At 63.7% G+C, this 14,471-nt stretch carries 13 protein-coding genes and 2 pseudogenes; 10 read left to right on the top strand and 5 right to left on the bottom strand.

What is annotated here, in order from left to right:
• Window positions 1-20 precede the first annotated feature (20 nt).
• Window positions 21-1,745, top strand: a pseudogene (locus HDG32_RS03230) (tannase/feruloyl esterase family alpha/beta hydrolase).
• Window positions 1,746-1,752: 7 nt separating this feature from the next.
• Here the strand turns inward: HDG32_RS03230 and HDG32_RS03225 are convergent.
• Genes HDG32_RS03225 through HDG32_RS03210 form a run of 4 tightly spaced genes read right to left on the bottom strand, consistent with a single transcriptional unit; the run spans window position 1,753 to window position 5,877 of the window.
• Window positions 1,753-2,496 (bottom strand): TonB family protein, encoded by a 744-nt coding sequence (locus HDG32_RS03225; protein ID WP_311539333.1) that lies wholly within the window; start codon window positions 2,494-2,496, stop codon window positions 1,753-1,755.
• Window positions 2,489-2,887 (bottom strand): biopolymer transporter ExbD, encoded by a 399-nt coding sequence (locus HDG32_RS03220; protein WP_184007118.1) that lies wholly within the window; start codon window positions 2,885-2,887, stop codon window positions 2,489-2,491. Before HDG32_RS03220 ends, HDG32_RS03225 begins: the two co-directional genes overlap by 8 nt.
• Window positions 2,887-3,510, bottom strand: coding sequence for a MotA/TolQ/ExbB proton channel family protein (locus tag HDG32_RS03215; protein ID WP_090807159.1), 624 nt, complete (start codon window positions 3,508-3,510; stop codon window positions 2,887-2,889). Before HDG32_RS03215 ends, HDG32_RS03220 begins: the two co-directional genes overlap by 1 nt.
• A gap of 21 nt (window positions 3,511-3,531) precedes the next feature.
• Window positions 3,532-5,877 carry a TonB-dependent receptor gene (locus HDG32_RS03210; protein WP_184063140.1) on the bottom strand — a complete coding sequence of 782 codons (2,346 nt, stop codon included), beginning with the start codon at window positions 5,875-5,877 and terminating at the stop codon, window positions 3,532-3,534.
• A gap of 417 nt (window positions 5,878-6,294) precedes the next feature.
• Here HDG32_RS03210 and HDG32_RS03205 point away from each other — a divergent pair, with 417 nt between their 5' ends.
• The 7 genes from HDG32_RS03205 to HDG32_RS03175 all read left to right on the top strand — a co-directional run bounded on the left by HDG32_RS03205 (window position 6,295) and on the right by HDG32_RS03175 (window position 12,969).
• A complete protein-coding gene (locus HDG32_RS03205; RefSeq protein ID WP_184063138.1) occupies window positions 6,295-6,717 on the top strand; it encodes a MarR family winged helix-turn-helix transcriptional regulator in 423 nt (140 codons plus the stop codon).
• An 83-nt stretch (window positions 6,718-6,800) separates the two neighbouring features.
• On the top strand, window positions 6,801-7,223 hold the full coding sequence (locus HDG32_RS03200; protein WP_184025155.1) for a MarR family winged helix-turn-helix transcriptional regulator: 423 nt from the start codon (window positions 6,801-6,803) through the stop codon (window positions 7,221-7,223).
• Window positions 7,224-7,304: 81 nt separating this feature from the next.
• On the top strand, window positions 7,305-8,405 hold the full coding sequence (locus HDG32_RS03195; RefSeq protein ID WP_184063136.1) for an HlyD family secretion protein: 1,101 nt from the start codon (window positions 7,305-7,307) through the stop codon (window positions 8,403-8,405).
• 7 nt (window positions 8,406-8,412) lie between these two features.
• Window positions 8,413-9,984 (top strand): DHA2 family efflux MFS transporter permease subunit, encoded by a 1,572-nt coding sequence (locus tag HDG32_RS03190; protein ID WP_184063134.1) that lies wholly within the window; start codon window positions 8,413-8,415, stop codon window positions 9,982-9,984.
• A gap of 9 nt (window positions 9,985-9,993) precedes the next feature.
• A complete protein-coding gene (locus HDG32_RS03185; RefSeq protein WP_184063132.1) occupies window positions 9,994-11,415 on the top strand; it encodes an efflux transporter outer membrane subunit in 1,422 nt (473 codons plus the stop codon).
• A 230-nt stretch (window positions 11,416-11,645) separates the two neighbouring features.
• Window positions 11,646-12,581 (top strand): 2-dehydropantoate 2-reductase, encoded by a 936-nt coding sequence (gene panE / locus HDG32_RS03180; RefSeq protein ID WP_184063130.1) that lies wholly within the window; start codon window positions 11,646-11,648, stop codon window positions 12,579-12,581.
• Window positions 12,582-12,669: 88 nt separating this feature from the next.
• The gene (locus tag HDG32_RS03175) at window positions 12,670-12,969 is read left to right on the top strand and encodes a hypothetical protein (protein WP_184063128.1); all 300 of its coding nucleotides are present in this window, start codon (window positions 12,670-12,672) and stop codon (window positions 12,967-12,969) included.
• 24 nt (window positions 12,970-12,993) lie between these two features.
• On the opposite strand, the gene HDG32_RS36150 is transcribed toward HDG32_RS03175, so the two are convergent.
• A complete protein-coding gene (locus HDG32_RS36150) occupies window positions 12,994-13,125 on the bottom strand; it encodes a hypothetical protein (RefSeq protein ID WP_409339999.1) in 132 nt (43 codons plus the stop codon).
• Between the two features lie 98 nt (window positions 13,126-13,223).
• Here HDG32_RS36150 and HDG32_RS03170 point away from each other — a divergent pair.
• Window positions 13,224-13,475 (top strand): annotated as a pseudogene (locus HDG32_RS03170) (GntR family transcriptional regulator); the annotation flags it as partial.
• Window positions 13,476-13,972: 497 nt separating this feature from the next.
• Window positions 13,973-14,425 (top strand): HU family DNA-binding protein, encoded by a 453-nt coding sequence (locus HDG32_RS03165; RefSeq protein ID WP_184063126.1) that lies wholly within the window; start codon window positions 13,973-13,975, stop codon window positions 14,423-14,425.
• The last annotated feature ends 46 nt before the right edge of the window (window positions 14,426-14,471 follow it).

The raw sequence follows: 14,471 nt of genomic DNA, 5'->3' as shown, positions 1-14,471 counted from the left end.
AGATGGAGACAGTCATGCCCATGCAGCGCGCCGTTCCGTCATCCTTCTCTTTTGTTCCCGTCATTTCCGTCGCGTCATTGCTCGCGGTTCTATCGTTGAGCGGCTGTGGGGGCAGTGACAACATTCAGTCGACCGCCGCCGCGCCGCTTAGCTGCGCGCAGCTGACCGGCAAGAACGTGCCGGCGTCAGCAATCGGTTTGCCGACCACCGGCGCGACCGTGACCGCAGCGACCGTGATGCCCGCGTCCGGCTAGGGCGCGCAAGCGACCGGCGAGTATTGCCTCGTCAGCGGCGCGATCAGTCCCGTCGATCCCGCGGCGCCGCAAATCAAATTCCAGATCGCGATGCCGACCAACTGGAACAGCAAGATCATGATGTTCGGCGGCGGCGGCTACGACGGCACGATTCCCGCGCCGACAGGCAACGTGCCGGCCGGCCCGACCGCGCAACTGACTCCGCTTGGCCGCGGCTACGCGGTGTTCGCGAGTGACTCGGGACACGAGGCCAATGCGCTCGGCAGCGAGGACGCGTCGTTCGGCGTGAACGACGAAGCGATGCAGAACTTCAACGGCGACGCACTGAAGAAAACCCGCGACGCGGCCGTCTATCTGATCGACGCGCGCTATGCGGTGAAGGCGCCGAAGCGGGCGTATTTCGCGGGCGGCTCGTCGGGCGGACGCGAGGCGCTGGCGGTGGTGCAACGCTGGCCGCAGGATTGGGACGGCTCGATCGTGCTGTATCCGGCATGGGCGGCCGCGAGCCTCGATCTGCAGTTCGGCCGCATCACGCGCGCACTGGCGGCGCCGGGTGCCTATCTCGACCAGGCGAAGCGCAAGGTGCTGCTCGACACGGTGCTCGCGAGTTGCGACGCGCTCGACGGCGTTGCCGACGGTCTGATCAGCAACGTCGCCGCGTTCAACGCGACCTTCAATCCCGCGACGGCGACGCTGAACGGCACGCCGCTGCGTTGCGCGGGCGGCGCCGATACCGGCGACACCTGTCTGTCCGACGCGCAGATCGCGGCGCTGAACGTGTACAACACGCCGATCACGTTCGGCTACACCCTCGCGAGCGGCGAGACGCAGTATCCGGGCTTCAACGTGTACGGCGCCGATCTCGGCATCGCGAATCCTTCGGCGTTGCAGCCGACAGTGACCACGCTCGCGCTCGGCATGTCACAGCCCGCATCGCCGATGCCCACGACCGCGCCGTATCTGAGCGTGTTCTGGGACCAGTGGATCCGCTACTTCGTCACGCGCGACCCGAACTACAACTCGCTCGCCGTCGATCCGCAGAATCCGGGCAGTCTGCAGGCGCGCATCAGTCAGCTGACGGGCCTGCAGGACGTCAACAAGACGGATCTGTCGGCCTTCAATGCGAAGGGCGGCAAGATCCTGATGGCGCACGGCATGGCCGACGCGCTCGTCAGCACGCGCTCGACCGAGCAGTACTATCAGCGTCTGCAAGCGACGATGGGCGTGTCCACCGTGGCGAACTTCGTGCGCTTCTACGAGATTCCCGGCTATGGCCATGCGGTCAGTACCGTGTTCAACGCGTCGTGGGATTCGCTGACGACGCTCGAAAACTGGGTCGAAAACGGCGTGGTGCCGCCCGCGCAGATCGTCGCCGATACGGCGGGCGTGCCCGGACGCACACGGCCGCTGTGCCAATATCCGACCTTTCCGCGCTATAACGGCTCGGGCGACGTGAACGTCGCGGCGAATTTCACCTGCGCAAGCCAGTAGGCGCCGTTCAACTGACGTTGAAATGCACGCGGATGTTTTGCGTGCTTTCGACGGGCCGGCCATCGCGCAGCGCGGGAAAAAAGCGCCAGCGCCGCAACGTGTCGAGCAGCAGCTGATTGAGACGCGGGTTCGGCGTCGCGTGAATGAGCTCGACATCGACCGAGCCGTCGGCGTGGATCGTGAAGCGGGCTGTCGCGATCGTCTGATAGGCCTGCTCGCGCAAGTCGTCGGGCAGCGTCGGTAGCGGTTGCGAGATGGAGCGGGCGGCGGTGTTGGAGCTTGCCGAGGCGGCTGGAGCGGCGTCGTGCTGTGCGGACGATTGCTGCGATCCCGCGGCGGCCGTTTGTTCCGGCTGATCATCTTGCGACGGGCGTTGTGCCTGACTAGCAACCGGTATCGACGGCGCTGCGGCAGCGGGCGTCGTCAGCGTCTGCGGCCTGGTTGGCACAGGCGGCACCGCGCGATGCGCTGAGGTACGCGATTGCGTCTGCGCGTGCCGTGGCGCCTGTTCCGCTGGAATCGCAACCGGAGTTTGCGACGGACGGGATTCAGGCGGCGCAGGCTCGTCGAGCACGACCACGCGCATATCCAGTGGAGCAGGCGGTGGGGCTGGCTGACTCGACTTCAGCAACCCGGACGACAGCGCAGCCAGCACCAGAAGCCAGATACCCAGCGAGATCAGACAAGCGACGGCGGTACGCAGCGGTCCCACAACGTGCCCCCCGAACAGCTCGCGGCAAGCTTTAATCACGATGCACGGCGATCAGAAAGTGTTCGGCGCCCGCGCGTCGCGCCGCGAGCATGGCCTGCACGACCGCGCCGTGACCCGCGTGATCGTCGGCCGCGATGACGACGTTGCCGTCCGCGCGCAGCAGGCGCTTCACTTCAGGCTCGATCTGATCCGCGCGAACGACGTGGCGATTGACCGAGACCTCGTCGTTGCCGTTCACCGATATCGTCAGCGGCTCGCTCGTGCTGATCGGCTGCGCGCGTCCCGAAGGCAGATTGATCCGCACCGCGTCGAGACGTTGCATCGCCAGCGAGGCGAGCATGAAGGTCGCGAGCAGAAAGAACATCACGTCGATCATCGGAATGATTTCGATGCGGCCGCGCCGCGAGGCGCGCGAGCGTTTGAGTTTCATCAGCGCTCGCCTCGCGCCTCTTGTTGCAGGCGCAGCGCGCTGAGTCGCGCGTTGGCGAACAGTTCGAGTTCATCCATCAGACGCTCGAGCCGCCGTGAAAAATAGTTGAATGCGAACAGTGCGAAGACCGCGACGATGAGTCCGATCGCGGTCGCCACCAGCGACTGTGCCACCCCGCCCGTGACACCGCCCGGATCGACGAGCCCATTGCCGCCGAACAGCTGGAATGACTTCATCATCCCGACGATCGTGCCGAGCAAGCCGAGCAGCGGCGCCGCCGTGACGATCGTCTCCAGTAGCCACAGACCGCGGCCCATGTCGCGCTCGATCTGCGATGCGATCGATTGCGCCGACGCCTCGCGCAGCCACAGCGGCGAGTCGGATTCCGACAGCCACGGCGCGGCCATGCGCCGAAACGCGTGGTGCGGGGCGAGACGGTCGAGACGGTTGTCATCGGCTGACGACGTGGGTTGCAAAACACGCGCCGGTGCGCTTGCGAAGCGGGCAAACACATACGCCCGCTCGATGATAATGGTCAATGCGAGCACGCCGAGCACGCTGAGCGGATACATGATCCACCCGCCGGTGCGCATCGCCGCGATAAAGCCTGTCCATTCCTGCATGATGGTTCTCCCTGCCGTCGATCAGAAGTACTTGGTCACGCCCGCATAAACCGCGAAATGCGGACCGTACTGCGGCGCGCCGACGCCGATGCCCGAGCCGTCACGCAACTCGTACACGCGGTTGAATGCGTTGATCACCACCAGACGCGCGTCGAACTTGCCGATCATCGGCTCGTTGAAGTGCTGGATTACGCCGAGGTTGAACTGCGCATAGACGGGCAGGCGGTCGGTGTTCGCAAAGCCGCTGCGCAGGCCGGAGCCGACGATTCCGTCGAACGTGAAGGTGGTCTGGTGGAAGTCGTATGCCGCGCCGAACGATGCGGTCACGCGCTGGTCGTGATCGAGGTACACCCAGTTGTTCGAGATGTACGCCAGTTCGTCCGCACCGAAATTGAACTGCGCGGAGTTGATGTTCTTGCCTTGCGCGCGGCTATACGCGAGGTTCAGATACGCGGAGAGATTGTCCTGTTTGTAGTTGGCGGTGAATTCGACGCCATACGTTCTGCCGTACTGGTAGTTGAACGGCGTGTAGATCAGCGCGGAGCCGAACTGTCCTTCGTCGAGCAGGTCGGTCGATTTCTTGTAGTACGCGTCGAGTCCGAGCGTGACGGCAGGGCCGAGTTTCTGCGTGATGCCGAGATCGAAATAGTGGCTGCGTTCCGGCTGTACAGGATCGTTCTGTGTTACCGAACTCTGATTCGTCGTGCCGTCGAACTTCGATATCGTCGAGCCGGACACGAGTTCGAACGGCGGCGGCGTGAAGTAGCGCGCGTAGCCGGCGTGCAGCGTCGTCGACGACGTGAGCGTGTAGACGAGGCCGACGCGTGGGCTCAACTGGCTCGCGCTCGTGTACTCGTCCATGCGGTCGTAGCGCAAGCCATAGTTCAGCGTGAGCCGGTCGGTCAGCTTCCATTCGTCCTGCGCGTACAGGCTGTACAGATAGCCGGTCTTGCTGCTGCTGTCCTGGATGTTGAAGGGCACGTCGGAGAGCTGGTTGCCGTCCGCGTCGGCGGGGAACACAGACACGTTATTGTCGAATATCGCGTGTTCCTGCTGGAAGAAGACGCCCGTGCGAACCGTGTGACTGTCGTTGATGCGCCAGGTCGTATCGACCTGCACGCCGTTGGCTGTGTTGCTATGGAAGTCCTCCGATGCCACGCCGTTGAACATCAGGTCGCCGATCGGATCGGGGTTGAACTTCGTGCGCGTATAGCGCGTAAAGAAGGCGACCTGGTAATCGAGCGCGCCGCCGTTGGTGCCTTGAAGCGCGAGCGCCGCGAAATTGTTCAGCTCCGATTGGGTTTCGTTCAGTTGCGACGAATCGAACGTGCTGTGGCCGTTGAGCGCGAAGTTCGGCGTGAGCCCCGGCGTGTTCGGAATCTCGAACTGGTTGCTGGTCGCGCCGAACAACAGACTCACACGCGTGAGCGGATTGATCAGATACGACAGATAGCCGAATGCATTGCCCTGGCGCGTGTGATCGTGAATCGCATTGGCGCTCGCCGTCGGATTCTCGATGCCGAGATTGTTCATGCCGAGCGAGCCGCTCAGGTAGTAGCTGAACGGTCCCTCGCTGCCGAACACGTCGGCACTCGTTTTGACGGTCTGATGGCTGCCGCCGAATACGTCGATCGAGCCGCCGCTGCCCATGTCGCCCGATTTGGTGCGGATGTCGACGATACCGGCCGTGCGGTAGCCGTACTGCGCGGGCAGGGCGCCAGTGAGCAGGTTCATTTGATCGATGATGCGCGTATCGAGCGACTGGCCGAAGCCGCTGATCGGCTCCGGAATGATGATGCCGTTGATCCGGTATTGCAAATTGGCGTGCTCGCCGCGCACGTGCAGCTGGCCGTACGAGTCGTTGGCGACGCCGGGCGCTTGCAGCAGCACCTGATTGAGCGGCGTGTTCGCGCCCGCCGGCATCGTGTCGATGTCCGCCTGCGTGAAGCGATAGACGCTGCTGCCCGTTTCGGGCAGCAAGCCGTTGCGGGCAGCGTTCAGACGTTGTGCGTTGACCTGCACGTCGAGTGTATCGCTCTTTTGCAGTTGTACGCTGACGCTCGCCGGGGCGCCGGACTGGGCGGTCGCGATGCTGCTGCCGCTTGCAAAACCGGCCGCGGTGACGACGACCGCATACGTGCCGGGCGCCACGCCGTCGATCGAGAAGTGGCCCGACGTGTCCGTGTTCGACGTGCCAATGGAGGCGCCGCTCGCGTCCTGTACCTCCACTTTCGCGTGAGCGACGGGTCGGCCCGCGGGATCGGAGACCGTGCCCGTCAATATGGCGTTGCTCGGCGCGCCCCATGCGTTCGAGACGGCGGTACAGAACACGATCGCCGCCTGTGCGGTCAGTGTGCGTTTTTTCATTGTTGTTGCTCGCGCTATGGACGATGCGTTGATGAACAGAAGCGTTCGGCAAAAGCTCGCCCACCTCGCCCCTGGCCGGCAGGGGAAGGACAGGCGAACTGGAGGTTGACGACGCGCGATAGCAGGCCCGTCGATCAGGACTACTTTTCGATGAGAACGGTAATGGCGATGACGGTCATAAGTGGTCGTTGAGCATGGACTGTCCGCTCATAGGTCGGACGGATTTTGTCGGACGTCGCAGTGGACCGGTGTGACAAACGGCAGGGCTGGAGCGCCAATTTTTGGTCATGTTATAACATATCAATTACAGCTGGCAAGTCGCAAGATGAAGGCCGCCGTAGCGCAACGGGTGAGGCATTTGCCCGTTGCCATTCGAAAAACTTGACACAGTGCATATGCACACATAAACTTCGCTCCATGAACCGTCCTCTCTCCTACGACGAATGCAACTGCTTCGCGCTGCGCCAGGCGGCGCGGCACGTCACGCAGATGTACGAGCGGCATCTCGGCAGCGTTGGGCTGACCGCTGCGCAGTTCACGATCCTCGCGAAGCTCGCGCGCACACCGAACCTGCCTATGGCGGAGCTCGCGGACGCGATGGTGATGGAGCGCACCACGCTGGTCCGCGCGATGAAGCCCCTGCAGCGCGACGGCCTCGTGCTGGCCGAGGCGGCGGACCACGACAACCGCACGTTGCTGTTCAGCCTGACGGAAAAAGGCAAGACGACGTTCGATCAGGCCTCCGTCGCATGGCGCGCCGCACAGGACGAATTCGAAAAGAAGTTCGGCCGCGCCCGCGCAAAGACGCTGCGTACCGAGCTGTTCAGCATCACCGGTTAGATCGCGCGTAGGAACCCGCTTCGGCGGGTTTTATGACGCCGCTTAATGTGCATATGCACTAACGAGTAAAGGAAGTGCAGCGAATGGAAGCGCTTTTCGACGACGACTGCTTTGCGATCCGCCAGGCCGCGCGTCACGTATCGCAGATCTACGACCGGCACCTGTCGAATGTCGGGCTGACCATCACGCAGTTTTCGCTGCTGGGGCGCCTGAAGCGCACCGGTCCGATGACGATGAAGCAGATCGCCGAGGCCATGCGCATGCAGCGCACCACGCTGGTCCGTACGATTCAACCGCTGCGACGCGACGGGCTGGTGTCGAGCGAGGCGATGGGCGCGGATGCGCGCGCGCTGCTGATCTCGCTGACCGCCGCGGGCGAAGAGCGGCAAGACGCAGGCCGCGCTCATTGGTATGCCGCCCAGGCCGAGTTCGAGCACCGCTTCGGCGAGGAGCGCGCGGCTGCACTGCGCACCGAGTTGTTTGCGATCACCCGGGATACGCTTTGACATAAACGCTGAAGATAGCGGAGGCCGGCGCACTGCGCCGTTTTTTTCAATCTGAAGAGTGCATACGCACATATCGACACCATGTCCACAACTCCTTCGACCGTCGCGCCGCCAAGCGCGGTACAACCCGCCAGACAGGCGCGGCGTATCCCGTGGATGCTGCTCGCGATCCTCTCCGTTCTCGTCGTGTTGGCGCTTGCCACTTCGTACTGGTTCTTCGTCGGCCGCTTCGTCGAGAGCACCGACGATGCGTACGTCGGCGGCGACGTCACGGTGATGGCGCCGAAGGTCAACGGCTTCGTCACCGACGTGCTCGTGCGCGACAACGAGTTCGTGCACGCCAACCAGGTGCTCGTGCGTCTCGATGCCCGCGACTACGACGCGCGCCTCGCCCAGGCCAGCGCTGAAGTGGAGAGCGCGCAGGCCGCCGTCACCGAACTCGAAGCGAAGAAATCACTGCAACTCGCGGCGATCAACGAGCAGGCCGCCGAGGTCCGCGCGTCGGGCGCCGAGCTCACACGCAGCGCCGCCGACCAGACGCGCTACCGCGAGCTCGTGAAAGACGACGCGGTGTCGAACCAGGTCGTCGAGAAGGCCGACGCCGATCTGGCCAAAGCGCGCGCGGCGGTCGATCGCAGCAGCGCGGCGCTGCTCGCGGCGCAACGCCAGATCGCGGTGCTCGACGCTCAGATCGGCGACGCGAAAGCGCGCATCGCGACCGCGCAGGCCGCGCAGCGCGTCGCCGCGTTGAACGTCGAGTACACGACGATCCGCTCGCCGATCGATGGCTATGTCGGCAATCGCACCGCTCGCGTTGGGCTGCTCGCCAACACGGGCGTGTCGCTGCTGACCGTCGTGCCGGCGAGCGGTTTATGGATCGACGCGAACTTCAAGGAAGATCAGCTGCGCAAAATGCATTCGGGCGACAGCGTCGACGTCGAACTCGATGCGTCGAGCACAACGCTGCACGGCGTGGTCGACAGTCTTGCACCGGCGACCGGTGCGACCTTCAGCGTCTTGCCCGCGGAAAACGCGACCGGCAACTTCACGAAGATCGTGCAGCGCGTGCCGGTGCGCGTGCGCCTCGACGTGCCGAAGGACATGCAGGGCGTGCTGCGTCCGGGCCTGTCCGCGACCGTGAAAGTGCACCTCGATGCGGGCCATCCGGCCGCGCAGGGATGAACCGATCATGACTCACGCTTTTGACAACCCCGCCGACCAGCCGACCCGCACCAAGGTCTTCGCATTCGCGCTGATGTGCCTCGGTTTTTTCATGGCGACGCTCGATATCCAGATCGTCGCATCGTCGCTGCGCGATATCGGCGGCGGACTGTCCGCCAGTCAGGATGAACTCTCCTGGGTGCAGACCTCGTATCTGATCGCGGAGATCATCGTGATTCCGATGTCGGGGTGGCTCACGCGCGTGTTCTCGACGCGCTGGGTCTTCACCTTCTCCGCGTTCGGCTTCACGGTCACCAGCATGCTGTGCGGTCTCGCGTGGGACATCAACTCGATGATCCTGTTTCGCGGTCTGCAAGGCGCGCTCGGTGCCGCAATGATCCCGACCGTGTTCACGACCGCGTTCGTGCTGTTTCCCGGCAAGCAGCGTTTGATCGCGTCGACGACGATCGGCGCGCTTGCGTCGCTTGCGCCGACGATCGGCCCGGTGATCGGCGGCTGGATCACGTCGCAATGGTCGTGGCACTGGCTGTTCTATCTGAACCTGGTACCGGGCGTCGCCGTCACGCTGTTGGTGCCGAAGTACGTGCATATCGACAAGGTCGATCTGTCCTTGCTGAAAAAGGGCGACTACTTCGGCATCCTGCTGATGTCGGGTTTTCTCGGTTGCCTCGAATACGTGCTCGAAGAGGGACCGCGCAAAAACTGGTTCGGCGACGACGTGATCGTGCTGTGCGCGTGGGTCGCGGCCATCTGCGGGTTTCTGTTCCTCGTGCATGCGTTCACCGCGAAGGAACCGATCGTCGATCTGCGCGCACTGGCGTTGCGCAATTTCGGTATCGGCAGTCTGCTGTCGTTCATTACCGGGATCGGAATCTTCTGCACCGTGTTTCTGACGCCGGTGTTTCTTGCGCGCGTGCGCGGCTTCGATTCGTTGCAGATTGGTCTCGCGTTGCTGTCCGTTGGCTGTTTTCAGCTGCTCGCGCTGGCCGCCTACTCGACGCTCGCGCGCTTCGTCGATATGCGCATGCTGATGGTGTTCGGACTCGCGCTGTTTGGCATCGGCTGCTATTTGTACGTGCCGTTGACGAACCAATGGGGCTGGCAGCAGTTGCTGATTCCGCAAGCGTTGCGCGGAATTGGCCAGCAATTCTGTATTCCGCCGATCGTGACGATGGCGCTGGGTGCGTTGCCGCCGTCGCGGCTGCGCTCCGCGAGCGGGCTGTTCAATCTGATGCGCAATCTCGGCGGTGCGATCGGCATCGCGGTCAGCAGCACGATGTTGAACGACCGTCTGAACCTGCACTACGAACGGCTCGACGAACATCTGAATGCGGGCCGTCCGGTCGTCGAATCGATCTTGCAGAAGCAGGCCGAGTATCTGTCGGCTGTTGGTGGTGATGTCTTGAACGCCGCGAGTGCGGGGCTCGCCGAATTGCACGCGGCATTGATGCGCGAAGCGCTGGTGCTCGCATTCTCGGACGCCTTTTTGGCGGTTGCGCTGTGCTTCGTGGTCGGCTTGCTGAGCGTGCTGTTTTCGCGCCCGTTCGGCAACACCGCGCCCCCGCCCGATGCCCATTAGGAGACCAACATGAAACGAATCGTGATGAAGTTACTGGCGAGCGCGGCGTTCCTGACGCTCGCGGCCTGCGCGGTGCAACCCGCGACGCACGGGGATTTGCCGCATACGGTGCAGACGCTCGCGCCGGCCGCGTGGAGCGTCGACGCGCCGCAAGACAGCGTGAACACCGATGCCTGGTGGGCGCAATTCGGCGATCCGGTGATGCATCAGCTGATCGAATCGGTGTTGACCGGCAACCTCGACGTGCGGGCCGCGGCCGAACGCGTGAAGCAGTCGCAGGACCTGGTGACGCAGAATCGCGCGGCGCTGCTGCCGGAGCTGAATGCGAACGCGGGCGCGTCGACCGAGCGGCAGAACACGCCGCCGCCGCTCGGCTATGTGCGCCAGGCCGGCTTCGGCCTCGCCGCGAGCTGGACGCCGGACGTGTTCGGCGGCGAACGTCTCGCGGTGCTCGCCTCGCAGGCGCAGGTGTCGGGTAGCGTTGCGGCGCTGAACCAGTTGCGGCTCGCGCTCGCCGCGAACACGGCGGCTGCGTATATCGATCTACGCTGGGCGCAGGCGCAATTGCAGATCCTCGACGACAACGAGCAGATTCGCAGCCGCGCGCTGAAGCTCACGCAGGAGCGTCTGCATTACGGCCTGTCGACGCAGCTCGACGTCGCCCGCGCGCAGAATCAGTTGCAGGACTTGCAGGCGCAGATTCCGCGCATGCAATCGGCGGTGCAGCATCAACTGAGTCTGATCGCCGTGTATTCGGGGCGTACGCCGGAAAGCCTCGATACGCTGCTGCTTTCTAACGCGCGCGAGATTCCGGTGCCTGCGCAAAGCGCGCCGCAGGTGTTGCCGTCCGACGCGTTGCTGCATCGACCCGACGTGCGCACCGCCTATGCGCTCGTCGAACAGCGTGCGGCGGAAGTGGGGGTATCGAAGGCGCAGCGCTATCCGCAGTTCAAGATCAACCTGACGAATGGGCTGCTCGCATCGTCGTACCTTGGCTTGCCGACGCTGACCGACAACCTGTTCAGCGCTGCGTTGAATGCGACGAGCCCGATCTTCAACGCCGGGCGCATCACCGCGAACATCGACGCGAGCGAGAGCCGCATGCGCGAATCGCAGCTCGGCTTGCAACAGACGATGTTGCAGGCGCTGAAGGAAGTCGAGGACAATCGCAGCGATCTCGTCAGCGGCGCGGTGCAGGTGCAGCGCCTGGCCGGTGCGCTCGATGCGTCGAATCACGCGCTGCGTTTGTCGACCGAGCTGTATAAGGGCGGTGCGTCGAGCTTCCTCGATGTGCTCGACGCGCAGGAAGCGTATCTGCGCGACTCGGAGTCGCTCAACCAGGCCCGTCGCGAGCACGCGCTTTCGGCGATCGCGCTGTACCGGTCGCTGGGGGGCGGGTGGGAGCAGGGGGAAACGGTGGCGGCGCAGTGACGGCAGCGACATGAAAGCGTATGGGAGGGTTGAAGTCCGATCAAGCGTTTCGCAATCGTGCCTCGCACGCACCATCTGGCCGACACCACCCGCCTGCTGGCAACACTCCCGGAACCGATCCCCCAATCTTTGCTACATTCCTGCACAAGCACCGAATACGCGGCACCATGAAGATGCGTCCGCCAGCGACGCGCATGATCGGCAAATCGAAATCTTTCAAGAGGCTCAAGATGCGAATTCTGGTAGTAGGAGCGGGCGCGGTAGGCGGTTATTTCGGCGGACGTCTGGCCGCGGCGGGGCAGGATGTGACCTTCCTCGTACGCGCCGGTCGCGCGGAAAAGCTACGGAGCGACGGCCTCGTCATCAACAGCCCGCGCGGCAATCTCCAGTTGCCCGACGTGAAGACGATACTGGCCGGTGTCGCCGCCGAGCCGTTCGACCTCGTGCTGCTGAGCTGCAAGGCCTACAGTCTCGACGACGCGATCGATTCGTTCACGCCGTTCGTCGGCGAAGACACGCTGATCCTGCCGATGCTCAACGGCATGCGCCATATCGACGTGCTGACCGCGAGCTTCGGCAAGGAGCGCGTGCTCGGCGGTCAGTGCGTGATCGCCGCGACGCTCGATGCCGAGCAGCACATCGTGCATCTGAACGACATGCACGCGATCACGTTCGGCGAACTCGTGGGCGGCACCTCGGAGCGCACCGAGGCGATTGCCGATGCAATGTCCGGGGCGAACTTCGACGTCGCAATCAGCGACAACATCCTGCTGCGCATGTGGGAAAAATGGGTGTTCCTCGCCACCTTGGCCGCGAGTACGTGCTTGATGCGCGGCTCGGTCGGCGATATCCTGGCTGCGCCGGACGGCAAGCGCGTGATTGAGAATCTGCTCGGCGAATGCCGCGCGGCGGCCGAGCACAACGGCTTCACGATGGCCGCGGACTTCGACGTGCGCGCTACCCAGGTGCTGCTGACGCCGTCGCCGCTGACCGCGTCGATGCTGCGCGACGTCGAAAATCGCTCGCACACCGAGGCGGATCATATCCTCGGCGACCTGATCTCGCGCGGCGGCGACGCGCAACAGGGCGAACACGGCGTGTCGCTGCTGCGCATCGCCTATAGTCATCTGAAGACGTACGAAGCTCGCCAAACCCGCACTTCCTGACGGCTCGCCGCGGCCGACGCGAACGCGGATCGGGCGGATGGCGCGACGCACGCGAGCGCCGCCGCAACCTGACGATCGGAGGTCAAGCATGCCGGCTCCAACTGGATCGGTGCCCGCGCTCAGCGCCGCTTCCGCGACCGTGTTCTCGATCGGCATCGTGTTTCTCGGCTACTGGGGTATGTATGAGCCAACTGCCTGGCACAAGGCCGACGTCGTGGTCTTTGTGCTCGCGCTGGCCGGCTTCGCGTGCCTGGGCCTCGTGCCATGGATGGCGACGAGTCCCGTCGAGCCGGAGAACAGCGACTCACGCGTGCGTATCGCGCGGCATCTGTTTCTCGCGGGCGTGACCGCGATATGGCTCGCGGTGGCGGTCTCCGTGATCTTCTGAAGCTCCGCGAAGACGCGCCGCTGCTTACTCCGGCATGTTCCTGAACGAGACCGCAATGCGGTTCCAGCCGTTGATCGCAACGATCAGCGGCGTCAGGTCGCTGATTTCCTGCTCGCTGAAATGCGGCTTCACCGCGTCCCACACCGTATCCGGCACGCGCGTTTGCGCGCGTCGGGCGTCCGTGGCGGTAAGCTTGCGTTCGCCACTGGTCGGTCGAAATAACCATTTCGCCGATATTTGAGGTAACCACCCGAATGGACATTCACATCGCGGTCGAAGGCCATCACGATCTGTCCGGACAGATTTATCGGCAGTTGCGCGCGGGCATTCTCGAAGGGCGCCTTGCCGGCGGCACGCGTCTGCCGTCCACGCGCGATCTCGCGACGCAGCTCGGTGTGTCGCGCAAGACCACGCTCGACGTATTCGAGCGGCTGCTGTCAGAAGGTTATCTGAGCGCCCGCGCCGGTTCGGGCACCTTCGTCGCCCTGATCGTCGGCAAGCTGCCGGACAAGGCACGGCTCGTCTACGTGACGCCTTCGCATCTTCGGCTATGGCAGTATCGCGGCCGAACATATCGACACGGCGCTGACGACGCTCGCCGACATCCTGCAGCGCATCGCACGCTGAAACGGAGCTCGCCGCAAGCGAGGCGTGGGCATCGTCGAAACGTTGGGGGGTGCGTTGCTTGACGCGTCAAACGAAGAAAATGCCCTGTTTCAAGGGGCGAAAACACCGGCTCGCCCCGACGCAACCGCCTCGAAACCACGGCCGAAACGAACTGTAACGAGCGTTACTCCTGCATGTCAAAGAGCTCGCCACGCGCGTTTTAGCCGCTAAAACAGGGACTAAAACGTGTTGCACCGTCGGCGCCGCGCAAAAAACTTCATCGCAATACATAAAAGAGTCGCGCAAATCGCTTTAGCGCTTGTAGAATCCGGCGTTGAAGCGTGCACATACGGTGTGCGCTTCGAGCAATTCACTGACCACAACAGGTAGGAGAAACATGCCGACTTCCGCAAAAAAGGTGGCCAAGAAGGCTGCTGCCCCGGTACCGACCAAGAAGGTTGCTGCAAAGAAAGTTCCTGCGAAGAAAGCCGTCGCAGCCAAGAAGGTCGCCGTGAAGGCGTCTGGCGCACCGTCGCCGATCAAGGACACCTTCACGAAGGCCTCGTTGGCAGCTCACATCGCTGAACGCGCTGCAGTGGAACCGAAGACCGCCAAGGCCGTGCTGGCCGCGCTCGAAGACACGATCCTCGGCACGGTGCACAAGAAGGGCGCTGGCGAATTCACGCTGTCGGGTCTGCTGAAGATCGTCGTGCAGGCTGTGCCGGCGAAGAAGAAGCGCTTCGGCAAGGACCCGTTCACGGGTGAAGAGCGCTGGTTCCCGGGCAAGCCGGCCAGCGTGCGCATCAAGACACGCGCGCTGAAGAAGCTGAAAGACGCAGCGGCAGCCTGAACGCGTTGCTCGCACGACTCAGGCGTCGGCATGGCGCTGTTGTGTT

It is taken from the genome of Paraburkholderia sp. CI2, assembly GCF_014201055.1.
GTDB classification, from domain to species: domain Bacteria; phylum Pseudomonadota; class Gammaproteobacteria; order Burkholderiales; family Burkholderiaceae; genus Paraburkholderia; species Paraburkholderia tuberum.
Note: the sequence above shows the minus strand (reverse complement) of the source record. Positions and strands in the feature narration are given on the sequence as shown.